This is a genomic window from Methylobacterium sp. 4-46, from assembly GCF_000019365.1.
GTDB lineage: Bacteria > Pseudomonadota > Alphaproteobacteria > Rhizobiales > Beijerinckiaceae > Methylobacterium.
Genome location: NC_010511.1, coordinates 4,349,061 through 4,364,426, shown reverse-complemented (window position 1 = coordinate 4,364,426; position 15,366 = coordinate 4,349,061). Strand labels below are relative to the sequence as shown.

General features: G+C 70.8%; 12 protein-coding genes and 1 pseudogene. 2 read left to right on the top strand and 11 right to left on the bottom strand.

All coding sequences use genetic code 11. The features are described from left to right. Positions 1–255: 255 nt before the first annotated feature. The 7 genes from M446_RS18740 to M446_RS18710 all read right to left on the bottom strand — a co-directional run bounded on the left by M446_RS18740 (position 256) and on the right by M446_RS18710 (position 9,043). On the bottom strand, positions 256–3,324 hold the full coding sequence (locus M446_RS18740) for a PAS domain S-box protein (RefSeq protein WP_012333676.1): 3,069 nt from the start codon (positions 3,322–3,324) through the stop codon (positions 256–258). A 409-nt stretch (positions 3,325–3,733) separates the two neighbouring features. Beyond that, entirely contained in the window at positions 3,734–4,432 is a 699-nt protein-coding gene (locus M446_RS18735) for a TetR/AcrR family transcriptional regulator (RefSeq protein WP_018259910.1), read from the bottom strand. A gap of 112 nt (positions 4,433–4,544) precedes the next feature. Next, positions 4,545–4,988 (bottom strand): hypothetical protein, encoded by a 444-nt coding sequence (locus tag M446_RS18730; RefSeq protein WP_012333674.1) that lies wholly within the window; start codon positions 4,986–4,988, stop codon positions 4,545–4,547. Positions 4,989–5,001: 13 nt separating this feature from the next. Beyond that, on the bottom strand, positions 5,002–6,666 hold the full coding sequence (gene actP / locus M446_RS18725) for a cation/acetate symporter ActP (protein ID WP_012333673.1): 1,665 nt from the start codon (positions 6,664–6,666) through the stop codon (positions 5,002–5,004). Continuing rightward, entirely contained in the window at positions 6,663–6,962 is a 300-nt protein-coding gene (locus M446_RS18720; protein ID WP_012333672.1) for a DUF485 domain-containing protein, read from the bottom strand. Before M446_RS18720 ends, actP begins: the two co-directional genes overlap by 4 nt. Before the next feature lie 32 nt (positions 6,963–6,994). Then, on the bottom strand, positions 6,995–8,239 hold the full coding sequence (locus M446_RS18715) for an FAD binding domain-containing protein (protein WP_012333671.1): 1,245 nt from the start codon (positions 8,237–8,239) through the stop codon (positions 6,995–6,997). A 528-nt stretch (positions 8,240–8,767) separates the two neighbouring features. Beyond that, positions 8,768–9,043: a hypothetical protein gene (locus tag M446_RS18710; RefSeq protein ID WP_012333670.1), complete on the bottom strand. Its 276-nt coding sequence runs from the start codon at positions 9,041–9,043 to the stop codon at positions 8,768–8,770. A 235-nt stretch (positions 9,044–9,278) separates the two neighbouring features. On the opposite strand from M446_RS18710, the gene M446_RS18705 reads away from it, so the two are divergent. Then, complete coding sequence (locus tag M446_RS18705) at positions 9,279–9,518, top strand: hypothetical protein (RefSeq protein ID WP_012333669.1); 240 nt, start codon at positions 9,279–9,281, stop codon at positions 9,516–9,518. A 25-nt stretch (positions 9,519–9,543) separates the two neighbouring features. Here the strand turns inward: M446_RS18705 and M446_RS37395 are convergent, their stop codons facing one another. After that, positions 9,544–9,891 carry a hypothetical protein gene (locus M446_RS37395; protein WP_150108699.1) on the bottom strand — a complete coding sequence of 116 codons (348 nt, stop codon included), beginning with the start codon at positions 9,889–9,891 and terminating at the stop codon, positions 9,544–9,546. 7 nt (positions 9,892–9,898) lie between these two features. After that, a pseudogene (locus M446_RS35560) lies at positions 9,899–10,087 on the bottom strand (ATP-binding protein); the annotation flags it as partial. 95 nt (positions 10,088–10,182) lie between these two features. Between M446_RS35560 and M446_RS18700 the strand changes: the two are divergent. Beyond that, positions 10,183–10,965: a DUF6629 family protein gene (locus M446_RS18700; RefSeq protein WP_265576384.1), complete on the top strand. Its 783-nt coding sequence runs from the start codon at positions 10,183–10,185 to the stop codon at positions 10,963–10,965. 479 nt (positions 10,966–11,444) lie between these two features. On the opposite strand, the gene M446_RS18695 is transcribed toward M446_RS18700, so the two are convergent. Further along, complete coding sequence (locus M446_RS18695; protein ID WP_265576383.1) at positions 11,445–12,068, bottom strand: Hsp20/alpha crystallin family protein; 624 nt, start codon at positions 12,066–12,068, stop codon at positions 11,445–11,447. Between the two features lie 29 nt (positions 12,069–12,097). Then, entirely contained in the window at positions 12,098–15,070 is a 2,973-nt protein-coding gene (locus M446_RS18690) for an EAL domain-containing protein (protein WP_012333666.1), read from the bottom strand. Between the last annotated feature and the right edge of the window lie 296 nt (positions 15,071–15,366).

Sequence of the window (15,366 nt, the reverse complement as noted above, 5' to 3'; positions counted from 1 at the left end):
GAGCCCCGTCATGCCGCCGCTCCCCGCCGCTGCGCCCCACCACCGCCCTCGTGCGGAACGGGACCGCGTCTTGCAAGCCCGGCGGGCGCCGCATGGGCCGACCGTGAGGGCCGACCGTGACGCGTCCCTCCCCGCGCGGCGGCGCCCAGGACCGCGATCGGCGACGCCGCTCTGCCGTCGACGGCGAACGAAGCCGACGCCTCGGGACGACGATTCGACAACGGAACCGACGGTCGTTTCCCGTCACCGTCGGGATCAGCCCTGGCCGGAGATGAGGTCCTTGATGCGGCTCGCGAGCGTGTCCATGACGAACGGCTTGGTCAGGATCGCCATGCCGGCCTCCTGCAGCCCCCGGCCGATCGCCGCCGATTCCGCGTAGCCCGTGATGAACAGCACCCTGAGGTCCGGGCGGGTGACCCGGGCCGCGTCGGCGACCTGCCGGCCGTTCATGCCGCCGGGCAGCCCCACATCGGTGATCAGGAGGTCGATGCGCGCGCCGGATTGCAGCACCTTCAGGCCCGACGGCCCGTCCGCCGCCTCGATGGCGACGTAGCCGAGATCCTCCAGCACCTCGGTGACGAGCATGCGCACGCTCGGCTCGTCGTCGACGATCAGCACCGTCTCGCCCTGCCCGGCCCGGGGGGCGACGGCGAGGGCGGGCGAGGCTTCGGGCGCCTCCGCCTCGCCGCGGTGCCGCGGCAGGTAGAGGCCCATCGTCGTGCCCTGGCCGAGGGTGGAGGCGATCCGCACCTGCCCGCCGGATTGCCGGACGAAGCCGTAGATCATCGACAGGCCGAGCCCCGTGCCCTCGCCGAGGGGCTTCGTCGTGAAGAACGGGTCGAAGACCTTGGTCATCACGTCGGGCGGCATGCCGGTGCCGGTATCCGTCACGCACAGGAGCAGGTACTCGCCCGCCGGGACATCGAGCGGGCGGGCCGCCTCCTCGTCGAGCCAGGCATTGGAGGTCTCGATCGTGATGCGGCCCCCGTCCGGCATCGCGTCGCGGGCATTGATGCACAGGTTCAGCAGCGCGTTCTCGAGCTGGCTCGGATCGACCAGGATCGGCCAGAGGCCGTCCCCGGCCAGGATCTCCAGGGCGATCGCCGGGCCGATGCTGCGCCGGATCAGCTCCTCCATGCCCGCCACGAGCCGGTTCACGTCGGTGGGCTTGGGGGCGAGGGTCTGGCGCCGCGAGAAGGCGAGGAGCCGGTGAGTGAGCGCCGCGGCGCGCCTGGCGGCCCCCTGCGCCGCCTCGATGTAGCGGTCGAGCTCGCCCGTCCGGCCCTGCGCCACGCGCGTCTGCAGCAATTCGAGGGAGCCGGCGATGCCGGTGAGCAGGTTGTTGAAGTCGTGGGCGAGGCCGCCGGTGAGCTGGCCCACCGCCTCCATCTTCTGAGCCTGCCGGAGCGCCTCCTCGGTCTTGGCCAGGGCCTCGCCCTGGGCGCGCTGGACGGTGATGTCCCGGCCGACCGCGTGGATCAGCCCCTCGTCCGGCACCGCGGTCCAGGACAGCCAGCGGTAGCTGCCGTCCCGGTGCCGGTAGCGGTTGACGAAGCGCAGCGTCGTCAGCCCCTCGGAGAGCCGGCCGACCTCCTCCCGCGTCGCCTCCCTGTCCTCCGGGTGGACGAAATCCGTGAACCGGCCGCCCACGAGGTCGTCCTCGCGCCAGCCGAACAGGGTCGTCCAGGCCGGGTTCACGGCCGTGATCGTGGCGTCGAAGCGGGCCACCAGCATCACGTCGGTCGAGAGCCGCCACATGCGGTCCCGGTCGGCGGTGCGCTCGGCGACCTGCGTCTCCAGGGTCTCGTTGAGGCGGCGCAGCGCCTCCTCGGCGTCGAGGCGCCGCAGCACCGCGCCCGCCGTGCGCGCGAGCGCCTCCAGCGTCGCGACCTCGCCCTCGGGCGGCCGATGGACCTCCGGCCAGTAGGCGCCGATGGCGGCGGTCGCCTCGCCGTCCGCCAGGATCGGCACCATCACGAGACTGCGCACGAAGGTGGGCGTGTAGAGATCCTGCGGCACGCGGGAATCCGCGCGCACATCCGCCACGATCGCGGTCCGGCGGTTGAGCATGGCCCAGCCCGAGATGCAGGAGACGAGCGGGAAGCGGCGTCCCTTCCAGAGCGGCTGCACCGCGTCCTCGATGGCGTAGAAGCACTGCTCGCCCCGGCGCAGCACGACCGTGACGCCGTCCGCCCCCGACAGGCGCCGCGCCGCGGCCCCCACGATCTCCATCAGCTCGCCCAGCGTGCGCGCCGCGGGCGCGCGCTCGATCGCCTCGGCGAGGATCTCCAGCCGCGCGTTGCGCTCCTGGACCATGCGCTCGGCCCGGGCCCGCTCGACGGCGGCCCAGGTGCGCTCGGCCACCTCCCCGACCAGCGACACGTCGTCGGCCGACCAGGGCCGGGCCTCGACCGAGTGGACGAAGAGGACGGCCGAGAGGCGCCCGGCCTTGACCAGCGGCACGACGATCTGCGCCCGGACGGCGAGGCGCGCGTGGGCCGCCTCCGAGGATTGGCCGGCGGTCCGGGGATCGCTGCGCATGTCCTCGAACACGACCGTCCGGCCGGCCAGGAAATCCGCCAGGAAGGCGGAGGCGTAGCGGGTCATGTCGTGCTGGCCGGCGATGGAGGCGACGCCCTGCGCGCACCAATCCTGCGCGATGGTCAGGCGCGGGGCGCCGTCCGCGTCGCTCACCTCGCCGTAGCCGACGCGGTCCGCGCCGAGATGGAGGCCGAGGCTGCGGGTCGCGGCCTCCCGCACGGCGAGCGGGTCGGCGAGGTCGCGCAGCGCGTCGGCGAGCCCGGCCAGGAAGGCCTCGCGGCGCTCCGCCCGCACGCGCTCGCTGGTCTCGACCACGATGGCGACGACCCCGGCGGGCCGGCCGCGCTCGTCGAGGATCGGCGAGTAGTCCAGGTCCATCCAGACCTGCTCGGGCCGGCCGTAGCGGTGCAGGGTCAGTTCCTGGTTCTTGTAGGCGAGCGTGCCGCCGGAGAGCCCCACCTTCATGACGTGGTCGTTGAAATCGGCGACCTCGGGCCAGCCCTCGCGCACCTTGGAGCCGAGGAGCTGCGGGTGCCGTCCCCCGGCGAAGACCGAGTAGGCGTCGTTGTAGATCATGATGCCGTCCTCGCCCCACAGCATCACGATGGGCACGGGCGAGAGCAGCACGATCCCGACCGCGGTGCGCAGGCTCTGGGGCCAGGTTTCGAGGGGCCCGAGGGGAGTCGCCGCCCAATCGTGGGCGCGCACGAGCGCGCCGAGTTCGCTGCCACCCGGGATGAAGGGGTGGTCGGGCGGCTCGGGCGGCAGGCTGCAGGCGTTCACGCCGATACTCCTCACGGTCTCGCGAGGAGCACTGTGACACGTTCGTGGTCGCAACGCGGCAGCGTGCAACCGAGTCGCGCCCGAGCCACCGGGCCGCCCCGGTCAGGCCGGCAGCCCCCTGGCGGCGGCCGGATCCCACGAGGTCGGCCCGCAGCCCGGCGATCCGCGCCTCCTCGTCCCGCAGATTCAGCCGGCGCCGTGCGGCGCGGCCCCGGCATCATCGATTCCGGCACCATGGCGGCCCGTCGCCATCACGGGATTCTCTCCCCGGACGAGCTTCCGAGAGACAACCAGAGCCATGTCATCTTGTCCGAAAGCGCTCTCCCGCGCCCACGCGCGACGCGCCCTCACCGGCCTCCCGGGGCGCGGCGCCGCCCGCGCCCCGATCCCGACCCGGCCGCGGACCGCCTCACCGGGCGCAGGGCGCGTCCTCCTCGACGCCGATCACCGAGGCCGCGCCGTCGAGGAACATCTTAACCTTCATGCCGACGATGGCCGGGATGTCGTCGACCGGCATGCTGTAGATGAACTTGCGCACGCCGAGATAGAAGATGCCGGCATGCAGGCTCCAGATCGCCTCGATCTCGAGCGGCGTGGCCGGCTTGTCCGCGAGCGGGCGCCTGCCGAACTCCTCGCGCAACTGTCCGATGATGACCGAAAAAATCCTCTCCCGCAGCAGATCCAGATAGCGCGTGTTGAAGTCCAGGCCCTTGAGCCCGGCAAACATGAACAGGCGGATCCACTCGTAGGTGAGAATGACGCTGGCGTAATCGGTATAGAAGGCGGTCAGCCGCTCGCGCAGGGGGCGGGAGGCGTCCTGGACGGCCTCCTCCCAGGCCGGGTTCCAGCGGCGCAGGAACACCTCCTGGTACACGCGCTCGACCAGGGCGTCCTTGGTCGGGAAGTAGCGGTAGAGGAGCGGCTGCGTGATGTTCAGCCGCTTGGCGAGTTCCCGGGTCTGGCCCTCGAAGCCGAACTCGGCGAAGAACCCGACCGCCTCGCGGACGATCTCCTCCTCGCGCTGGGCCGGGCTCAGGCGCCGGCGCCCCGCCTCGCCCGCGCGGACCGGGGCGCGCTGCGCCGCGGACGGGCGTCGGGGGGCCGTCACGAATTTCGTCGTCGCATCCACGGCGGCAGGTTACCACGCGGCGTCGCGGGAAGACCACCGGGCCGGGGCGGGGCCGCGCGGGCTGCGCGGCCGAGGGGGGCTGACCGGCCGGTCACCGCCCGGCCGGGACCGCGATGGCCGCGTCGCGACCGAGCGGCAGGGGCGGGTTGGCGCTGTCGAGGAATTCCACCGTGGTGAACACGAGGTCGGTGTCGCCGATATTCTCCAGGTCGTGGACCATGAAGGCGCCCCGCGCGTAGCGATGGTGCCGCGTGTCGCCGGGGGCGTAGGACACCTCCGCGACCCGCCCGTCCCCGTAATGCGAGCGGGCGCGCCCTGCGGTGATGGCGGTCCAGAAATAATCGAGGACGTGGGTGTGGAAGCCGATCCGCTCGCCGGGCCTCAGGGTCAGGAGCCAGACGCGGACGCGGTCGGTCTCGGAGACGAGCCGGCTGCCGACCTGCCCGTTGCCGGCGCGGTCGGCGAAGTCCCGGCGCAGGGCCTCGGGCCAGTCGGCCGGCGGCGCGGGCCAGGCATGGGCGGGGGATTCGGTCATGGGTCCTCCTCGGTCAGTGGGCGGCGACCGGCCGGGGCCGGTCGAAGCCGGTCTGGGCGGTGACGTGCTGGGCGCGGTAGGCCGCGCGGACGGCGCGGGCGGCCGCGCTGCGGTCGAGGCGCGAGACCGCCACCGCGGTCACGAAGGCGAGCGGCACGGAGAAGAGCGCGGGGTTGTCGTAGGGGAACGGGGCCGCCCCGAGGCCGAGCACGGCGGTCCAGACGCCCGGGCCGAGGATCATCAGGCCGAGCGCGCACAGGAGCCCGGCGAGCGAGCCCGCGACGGCTCCCCGCGTGGTCAGCCCCGGCCAGGAGACCGAGAGCACGATCACCGGGAAATTGGCGCTCGCCGCGATGGCGAAGACGAGCCCGACCAGGAAGGCGATGTTCTGGTTCTCGAAGGCGAGGCCGAGGGCCATGGCGGCGAGGCTGATCGCCACCGCCGCGCCCTTCGAGACGCGCACCTCCTCCGCCTCGCTCGCCCGGCCGCGCCGCAGGACGCGGGCGTAGAGGTCGTGGCTCGCCGCCGAGGCCCCGGCGATCGCGAGCCCGGAGACCACCGCCAGGATGGTCGCGAAGGCGACGGCCGAGATGAAGCCGAGGAGCGGGGCGCCCCCGAGCCGGTCGGCGAGGTGAAGCGCCACCATGTTCGGGCCGCCGATCAGGCGGCCGGCCGCGTCCGTGAAGGCGGGCTCGCCGAGCACGAGGGCGATCGCCCCGAAGCCGAGCACGAAGAGCAGCGTGTAGAACACCGTGATGAAGCCGGTGGCGACCAGCACCGAGAGCCGCGCCTCGCGCGCATCCGCCACGGTGAAGAACCGCATCAGGATGTGCGGCAGGCCGGCGGTGCCGAAGATCAGCGCAAGGCCGAGCGAGAGCGCGGAGACCGGATCCCGCACGAGCCCGCCCGGCGCCATGATGGCGCGGCTCTTGGGATGCAGCGCGATGGCCCGCGCGAACAGGGCCTCCAGGCTGAAGCCGAACCGGGCGAGGATGAGCGCCGCCATCAGCGCCGTCCCGGCAAGCAGGAGCACCGCCTTGATGATCTGCACCCAGGTGGTCGCCCGCATGCCGCCGAAGGCGACGTAGAGCATCATCAGCACGCCCACCAGCGCCACCGCCGTGGCGTAGGGCAGGCCGAACAGGAGCTCGATCAGCTTGCCGGCCCCGACCATCTGGGCGATCAGGTAGAGGAGCACGATCACCAGGGTGTTGAGCCCCGCCACCAGCCGCACGGGGATCTCGGCGAGCCGGTAGGCGGCCACGTCCGCGAAGGTGTAGCGGCCGAGATTGCGCAGGGGTTCGGCGATCAGGAACAGGATCATCGGGAAGCCGACCAGGAAGCCGACCGCGTAGATCATCCCGTCGTAGCCCGAGCCGTAGACGAGCGCCGTCACTCCGAGGAACGTGGCCGCGGACGTGTAGTCGCCCGCGATGGCGAGCCCGTTCTGGACGCCGCCGAGCGAGCCGCCCGCGGCGTAGAAGTCGCTCGCCGTGCGGGTGCCGCGCCGGGCCGCCCGGATTGTGACGGCGAGGGTCACGGCCACGAAGGCGAGGAACAGGCCGATGGCGACCGGGTTCAGGGCCTGGCGGCTCGACGGGCCCGACAGCGCGTCGGCCGCCGCCGGTCCCGCCGCGAGGGCGAGCGGCACCAGGGCCGGGAGGAGGCGCGGCCTCATCGCAGGTCCTCCTGCAGGCGGCGGCTCAGGGCGTCGAGGCGGGTATTGGCGACGAGCACGTAGATCGCCGTCAGCAGGAAGCCGAGGCCGAGGAGTCCCACCCCGGCGACGATGCCCCAGCTGATCGCGGAGCCCTCGGCGACCGGCAGGCCGAGGAGGGCCGGGCGGAACGCGATGGTGAGGATGTAGGTGAAGTAGGCCCCCGCCATCGCCGCCGCGAGGCCGAGGCCGAGGCAGCCGCGCTCGAAGGCGAGCCGGCGGAAGGCCGGATGGCCCGCGATCCGCTCGATCTCCATGGTGTCGTCCCTCCTGCTGTGGTGATCGTTGCTCAGGCCGCGAGCCCGGTCGCCACGGCCGTCTCGGCCATGACGGCCTCGGGAGCACGGTGGCGCTCGGCGAGCGCCCGCTCCCGCGGCGTGAGGAGTTGCGCCTGCATGAAGGCGCCGAGTTCCCGCGCCCGCCGGACCACGGCGCGGCTGGGCGCGAGGCGCGCCCGCTCGAACTGGCCGAGGGCCGCCGCGAGGTCGTGCGGGTGGGCGTCGAGCGCCTCCGCGAGGGCGCGCGCGTCCCCGGCGGCCTTGGTCACGCCCATGCCGACATGGGGCCGCGCCACGAAGGCGGCGTCGCCCAGGATCACGGCGCGGCGCCCGAGCACCATGCGGGGCGTCTCAAGGTCCTGGATCGCCTGCAGGAAGGGCTGCGCCGTGCGCTCCACCACCTCGGCGAAGGCGGGCGCGAGGAGCCGGCGCGCGTCCCGCCGCATCGCGGCCGTGACCTCCGGACGGATCCGGTTCGGCGGGATCGAGAGCGGGTGCGTCACCCCGTCGAGGTCGGTGAGGAGCGTCCTCAGCCCGGTCTCCGGAGCGGCCGGCCGGTACCAGACGAAGTTGAAGCGGCGCCGGCCCGGCACGGTCGCGTCGCCCGCCCCGGCGACGGGGTAGCCGAGGATCTGCTCCCCGTGCGGCAGCGCGAAGCAGAAATGGTCGCAGAGCGCGGCGCGCGTCTCCCCCGACAGGTCCGCCTCCTCGACGAGTCCCCGCCAGGCGACGTAGCCGGCGTAGAGGGGCGCCGCCTCGGGCGCGAACTGCGCCCGCACCGCCGAGCCGATGCCGTCGGCCCCGATCAGGAGGTCGCCGCGCGCGGTGGAGCCGTCCGCGAAATGGGCCGTGACCGCCTCGGGGCCCTCCTCGACCCGCACGAGGCCGCGGGCCCGATGGTAGCAGCTGTCGGGCAGGGCCCGCCGGAGGAGGGTGTAGAGGTGGCCCCAGGCGGTGAGCACCTGCGGCAGGGCCCGTTCGGCGAGGATGCTTCCGTCACGGGCCAGGACCCGGCGCCCCGCCACCGCCACGCCGATCTCGGCCCGCCCCCGCTCGATGCCGGCCCGCTCGAGGGCGTCGAACAGCTCCGCGTGGGTGACGATCCCGGCGCCGCGGCCGGAGAGCTCGGCGCCGACACGCTCGTAGATCTCGGCCTGCCAGCCGACCCGGCGCAGCAGCAGGGCCGCGAACAGCCCTCCCAGGGAGCCGCCGACGATGATCGCCCGCCTGCCGGCGGACCCCGTCCGAATGGCCATGACGTTCCTCCATGGTGGGCGGGCGCCGCAATGCACCGGCCCGGGCCGCAGTCATTTATCAAGTGATAAACTGACGGCAGCGGGAGATCCTGTCAATGCTTATTTATCGATTGAACACTAACACCGGCCACCGCCCCCGCTCAGCCGCCGTCGGAGTGGTCCGGTCCGAATCATGGCTTTGGGCCGGAGGACGGGCGCGATGGGAACGAGGAAGCGCGAGCCGGAGGAGGTCGTGGCCAAGCTGCGGCAGGTCGACGTGCCGGTCTCGCGGGCGCAGAGCTGTGACGGGCGCGCGGGCCGGCTGCCTCGTTAGCGTCGCGCTACACCGCCGTCAGGGACACGACCCAGATCGCGGTCGGCCGCGAGCTCGAGTGCACGCGCATCAGAGACCGCTCCCGCCTTTCCAGCCCTGGGCGTGGAAGCGGGACTTGGCCGGCTCGACCGAAGGACGGTCCTCAGGAATGCGAGTTCCTCAGCCGCTTCGTCGAGGAGCGATGCATCGGGAAACACCATGGCTGTCCAGCCTTCTCACTGCGCGTGGGAAGCCACGACCATTCGCCCGCGGGCGCTGGTCCCATCACCGCCGGTCACCTGCCCGACTTGGAGCTCGGAGTGCTGGGCCGCCTCGATCATCCTGGCGCGGATCACCCGGTCCGTTTGCCGCGCCGCCTTTTCGACACGCGCCTGCACTGCTCCATCCGAGTAAGCGATCCGAATGCCAGGATCTGCGGCGGCGACGATCGCGGCCGCTCCGAGCGCCGCTCTTGCCGCAAAGGCGATGAGGCCGGAGTGCTTCAGGACCATCGCCGGTGCTCCCTCGGCCTGCGCGGCCGTGAGACCGAGGCGCGCGTGACCTGCTGGGGTGAGTCGACAGACGTGTGGCAGACAACCTCTCGATCTGAAAATTCCGCGACATCCCTTAGGGGTTTCTACATAGGTCCCGTGGCGCGCATCCTGCTGGATCCGTTTGCGCTGGATCAATGAGCGGCGGGTCTCAGGCCGCTCGAATAGCCGAGCCGAGGGAGCAAGGGAGGACGCCATGCTGGCACAAGATCAGCTGCGCGACGCTTACAATGTATTTCTGCGCAAGCACAAACCGGGCGTGTGCTGCGCTGTCCGTGAAGACATGCCGGTGCCGGCCTTTCTCGCGCCAGAGAACTGGTCCTACGGCTACACGGCCCGCAGCGAGGCAGACGTGCCGGTCGGCTTTCAGCCCTGGGCTGCCCGCGAGGCGGCCGACCGGTTAGGCTTCTACCTCTTCCAGGACATCTGCGCCTGACATGCGACATCGGTCATCGCTATCGTCAGGCGTCACGACATACTGCCCCCTGATCCGGGATCGGCTTGATCGAAGCGGATCCCGGATCGCGCGCCCGCGCGGCGCCTGAGCGCGGCGCCTGAGCGAAGCCGACATCCGCATGGCCGAAATCGGAGATGGCGAAGCCATCAACCGGATGGCGTATGCCGCCATGAGGAACCGGCCCCCTCGCGGAGCGAGCGGGCGAATGCCGGAAACCATGCAGCCGATCATCAATCCGGTGGGGCGGCAAGCACCAGCTCCGCGCCGTCGCGTTGCCTGCCGCAAACCCTTGCGCGGCGAGCAGGAACGCCACGCACTCCCGCATCGCCTCCGGGCCATCGACGGCGTGCACGACCGCTCTAACCGGCATCGATCAGCTCTCGTTCGGTCACGGCCGGCAGCGCCAACCGGAACGTCGCCCCGCCGGCTCTGTTGCGCTCGGCCGTGAGAGGCCCACCATGGGCCTCCGCGATGGTCCGGCAGATCGATAGCCCCACCCCCGTCTGCGCGTCTCGGCGACGCTCCCTGGGCGGATCCGCGACGTGGGGACGGCCCTGTTTCGCCCGAGAACTTGCACAGGCCCCGGACCACGAACCGGGGCAGGGCCACGACCTGTTCGGCCTCCTTGCACCGCCCGCAGCGCTTGATCACCGCCATTAATCGAAATCAATGCCAGCTCGGAGGATCCCGCGAGCATGGCGCCAGATGTACGGCAGAGGCGGCCCTCCGGATGTGCTTTTCGGCAACAGCAAGCTTTACGGCCGGTGCGGCCCTGATTTCCCTCGGTGCCGTGACATTGGCGCGGGCGCAGGCGTGGCGGCAAGTGCCGCTCGCGGCCATTCCCCTCGCCTTCGGACTCCAACAGTGGGTTGAAGGCGCCCTTTGGCTTCGGCTTGAAACTCAGACGGGTGGTTTGATCACCGCAGCCTTGACCCATGCCTTCCTGGCCTTCGCGGAGGTGATATGGCCGGTGCTCATCCCGATCAGCGCAGCTCTCGCAGAGGTAGACTTTCGCCGCCGCAGGTTCATCAGCCTCTTCATTCCGTATGGGCTGGCCGTGGCGGCCTATCTCTTGTTCGGCATGATCAGTTCACCCTACCGGGCCAACGTCCTCGGTCACAGCATTTTCTACCACAGCGACTTCAGTCGGATCGCCGGAATCGAATACATCTACTTGGCCGGGATCAGCATTCCGTTGCTCCTTTCCAGTCATCGAATGATCATTATGATGGGCCTCGGCAACGTGCTAATCCTTATTGGTTCAAAATATTTCTATCCATTAACTTATATATCAGTGTGGTGCTTCTTCGCCGCGGTTGCGAGCATTTTGATATATCAGCACTTCCGCGCCATCGCGACAGCGCGTTCGAGGAGGCCGTCGGGCTCGCAGGCCGCCACCCGGGACCGAGTGACCCATCGCTCTTGATCGGTCTCGATCCGGCCCCTTCGGGAGTGAGATGCTCGGCTCGCAGAGCATCCGATCACAGCCGTATTCCTCGCGATCGCCATCGGTTTCAGCGAATTCAAGTCGATCTTGAGGGCGACGCCGCCGTGATCATTGATGCCGTGGATCTGCATGACCTTGTTCGTCGGACCGAGGCCGGCAGTGCTCAACATGTACCATGAACGGCTCCTGAGATCCGAACGAACGATCTTACCCCGGCACTTCGGCACGTGTGGCAGGAGCCGTTCACACTATCATCCGACATCCGACGGATTGCGTCGCCATGCGGATGTGGGCTTCGCTCAGGCGCCGCGCTCAGGCGCCGCGCGGGCTTGTGATCCGGGATCCGCTTCGATCAACCAGATCCCGGATCATCCGCTGTCCGGACGTGATCGTCCGGACAGCGGATCAGGTCTTCGGCGTGGCCTTACCGGCCCGCACCGCGCGGGCCGGCCACGGCTCTAGGCTCCGGATCCGCCCTGGCTGCTCTGCGGGGAGGTGCCCTGGGCCTCGCTCATGCCCTGGCCGCCCGACCCGCCGCCCTGCGGGCCTCCGGCACTCTGGACCTGGATCCTGCGCGAGCGCTCCTGTTGCGCGGTCTTGGGCAGAGCAATCGTGAGCACGCCGTGCTCGAAGCTGGCCTTGACCTGCTCCGGATCAACAGGGAAGGGCAGCCGCAGCGAGCGCTGGAAGGTGCCGTAGGAGCGCTCGACGAAATGGAAGTTCTCCTTCTCGCCACCCTGACTCTGCTCGAACTTCTTCTCGCCCCGGATCGTCAGCACGTTGTCATCGAGGCTGACGTCGATGTCCTTGTCCGTCACGCCGGGCAGCTCGGCGGTCACCCGGATCTCCTTGTCGGTCTCCGACACGTTGATGTGGGCGGCGATGAAGCCGCCCGCGCCCGTGCCCTGACCTCCGGAGGCCGGCAGGCTGGCGCCGCGAAAGACGTCGTCGAACAGCCGGTTCATCTCGCGGTGGAGAGACAGGAAGGGGTCACCGCCCCCGATCAGGCCGCCGGAGAAGGGAGTGAGAGGATTGCGCGCCATGCTCGAAGTCCTCCAGCTGTTGAGGATGATCTCCTGCAAGCCGCGAGGCGACCGACGCTGACGCATGCTCACGGCCTGCGGGTCAGTGGCTCAACGGCTTTCGGCGAGCGAGGTTTCAGTGTCGGCGAGGGCGGAAAGGTGTCCTGCAGAGGAGGCTGGTCGTTGCGTCCCTCAAGGGTCGCCAGCAGGTCAGGGAGGGGCTGCGGCTTGCCGGTCAGGTAGCCCTGCACCTGCGCGCAGCCCTCGGCCTCCACGAAGGCGAACTGCGCGGGCGTCTCCACACCCTCGGCCGTCACGGTCATGCCGAGCCCCGTGCCCAGGCCGACGATCGCCCGCAGGATCGTCACCGTCCCCTGGTCCGGGATCGAGGCGATGAACGAGCGGTCCACCTTGAGCCGATCGAACGGGTACTGCCGCAAGTAGCTCAGGGACGAGTACCCCGTCCCGAAATCGTCCAGCGCCAGATGGGTCCCGAGCTCGCGCAGCCCGGACAGCGCGTCCCGCACCAGGCTGCTGTCGCCCATCAGCACGCTCTCGGTGATCTCGAGCTCCAGTCGGTCCGGAGAGAGCGCGGCGGCGTCGAGGGCCGCCCGCACGGTCTGCCCGAGGCTGGCGTGCCGGACCTGGACTGCGGAGATGTTGACCGCCACCCGCACGTGCTCCGGCAGGTGCCGCGCGTCCCGGGTGGCGGTCCGCAGCACCCACTCGCCGAGCGCCACGATCAGACCCGTCTCCTCCGCGAGGGGGATGAACACGCCCGGGCCGAGCTGGCCACGGGTCGGGTGGTTCCAGCGCACCAGCGCCTCGACCGCGACGATCGCCCGGGAGGCGACGTCGAGGACCGGCTGGTAGTGCAGCACGAACTCGCCGCGCCGCAGGGCGAGCTGCAGGTCGAGTTCGAGCCGGCGGCGCTCCTCGGCCGCCCTGTCCATCGCGGGCTCGAAGAACCGGAAGGTGTTCCGCCCGTCGCTCTTCGCGCGGTAGAGCGCGCGGTCGGCGTGCCGGAACAGCGTGTCGGCATCCTCCCCGTGCTCGGGGCCGATCGCGATGCCGATGCTCACGCCGACGCCGACCTGCTGCCCCTCCAGCGTGACCGGCTCGCGCACGGACGCGACCAGCCGCTCGGCGAAGTCCATGACGCTCTCCAGGCGGGGCGTGCCGCCGAGAAGGATCGCGAACTCGTCGCCGCCGAGCCGGGCGACGGTGTCCTCCGCGCGCAGCACCGACCGAAACCGCCGGGCGATCTCGCGCAGCAGGGCGTCGCCCGCGAGGTGACCGAGGCTGTCGTTCACGGCCTTGAAGGCGTCGAGGTCGAGCGCCAGCAGCACGCAGTGCCCGCCGTGGCGGCGGATCTCGGCCAGCCGCTGCTCCAGGCGCTCGCGGAAGAGCGCCCGGTTGGGCAGGTCCGTGAGGGTGTCGTGGCGGGCCATGTGGGTGACCCGCGCCTCGGCCTCCTTGCGCGCGGTGATGTCGATGTGGGTGCCCACCACCCTCCGGGCGGTGCCGTCCGGCGCCCGCGAGACGACCTTGCCGCGTTCCAGGATCCAGGCCCAGCCGCCGTCCTTGCGGCGCATGCGCTGCTCGCACTCGTAGCTCGGTGTGCGGCCCTCCAGGTGGTCGCGCACGCGCGCCAGCACCGCCTCCCTGTCGTCCGGGTGCAGCAGGCGCAGCCACGTCTCGTAGCCCGCGTCGAGCTCACCCTTCCGGTACCCGAGCATCGTCAGCCACTGGTCGGAGACCCAGGACGTGCCGGTGGTGAGGTCGCAGTCCCACAGGCCGTCGCTGCCGCTCTCCAGGGCGAGGGCGAGGCGCTCCTCGCTGACCCGCAGCGCGGCCTCGCTGGCCTGCCGCGCCTGCTCGGCCCTCTTGCGGTCCGTGACGTCGATGCTGATGCCGACCACGCGGACGGCGCGCCCATCCCCGTCCGCCATCACCCGGCCCGTGCCCATGATCCAGCGATCGGACCCGTCCGGCAGGGGAATTCGGAACTCGACTCGCAGGGTCGTGCCGGTGGCGACCGCCCGCCGGGTCTCGGCCGCCAGCACCGGCAGGTCGTCCGGGTGCATGGCGGCAGCCCACTCCGCCTGCGTGACCCGCGTCGCGCGGTCCTCGGGCAGGTTGAACAGCCGCAGCGTCTCCGGCGAGAGCAGGGCGCTGCCGTCGATCAGGCTCCAGTCGAACAGGCCAGCACCGGCCGCCTCCTGGGCGAGGCGCAGCCGGTCGGTCGTGACCCGCAGGGCCTCGCGACCAGCGACGATCTCCTCGATGTCGAGGGCGGTGCCGAGGAACTCCACCGTCTCGCCCGCGTGGCGCACCGGGATCTTGACGAGCTTGTGCCAGCGATGGACGCCGTCGTGGCGGCGCAGGCGCACCTCGATCTCGAAGGGGCAGCCCTCGGCCCGGCACCGCGCCCACTCCGCCGCGACCCGCGCGGCGTCGTCGGGGTGGCTGCGCTCCACGCGCTCCCCCCGCGCGGTGCCGATCTCGCCGTAGTAGTGCGCGAAGCGCGCGTTGCGGTAGAGCAACTCGCCATCGCTGGCGCGCATGACCCAGACCATCTGCGGCAGGCCGTCGGCGAGGGCGCGGTAGCGGGCCTCGCTGGCGGCGACCTGCTGCTCGGCGCGCTTGCGGTCGGTGATGTCGGTGTAGGTGCGGACGGCGCCGCCCCCGGGGAGGGGCACGGTGCGGATTTCCAGGATGCGGCCGTTGGGTCGCTCCCGCTCGTAGACGTGGTGGCGCGGCCTCAATCCGGTATCCGCGACCCACTGGCGGAATTCCTTCGGAGAGCGGCGGAACTCATCCCGACCGAGCTGGTACTGGCGCACCTGGTCGAAGCTGGGCTGCGCCCGCATCATCTCGGGAGGCAGATCGAGCATCTCGATGACGCGGCCGTTGCAGACGCGCACGACACCCTCGGCGTCGATCATCATGAGACCCTGATCCATGGTCTCCAGGACGGCCGGGAGGAGGGCAGCATTGCCCTGTTCCGTCCCCGTCCCATCGTCGCAGGCGTCGCGCGCCTCGTCATTCTCAAGGAGCATGGCCGCCGCCTTTTCGAATATCATCGTACTCTGTCTTGCCGTTCTGACCCTTGTCAGAGCAGGAGAACGTAAACTTTGCCTAAATCGTGACTGTCCTTCAGCTCATATTTGCCTTCTAATTCGATCTTTGGCCGCAGAAAGAGTTAGAACAATCTATCTAAGCTGGATTTCTGCGATCCCATTGAGCGCTGGAGCAACGATGGGCCGCGATGGTGGTTCTCACCGCATCCCGGAGCCGCAGCGGCGAGCCGGGTGCGTGGATCCAACGGCCCACATCCGCTGGTGCGGCCGCGTTT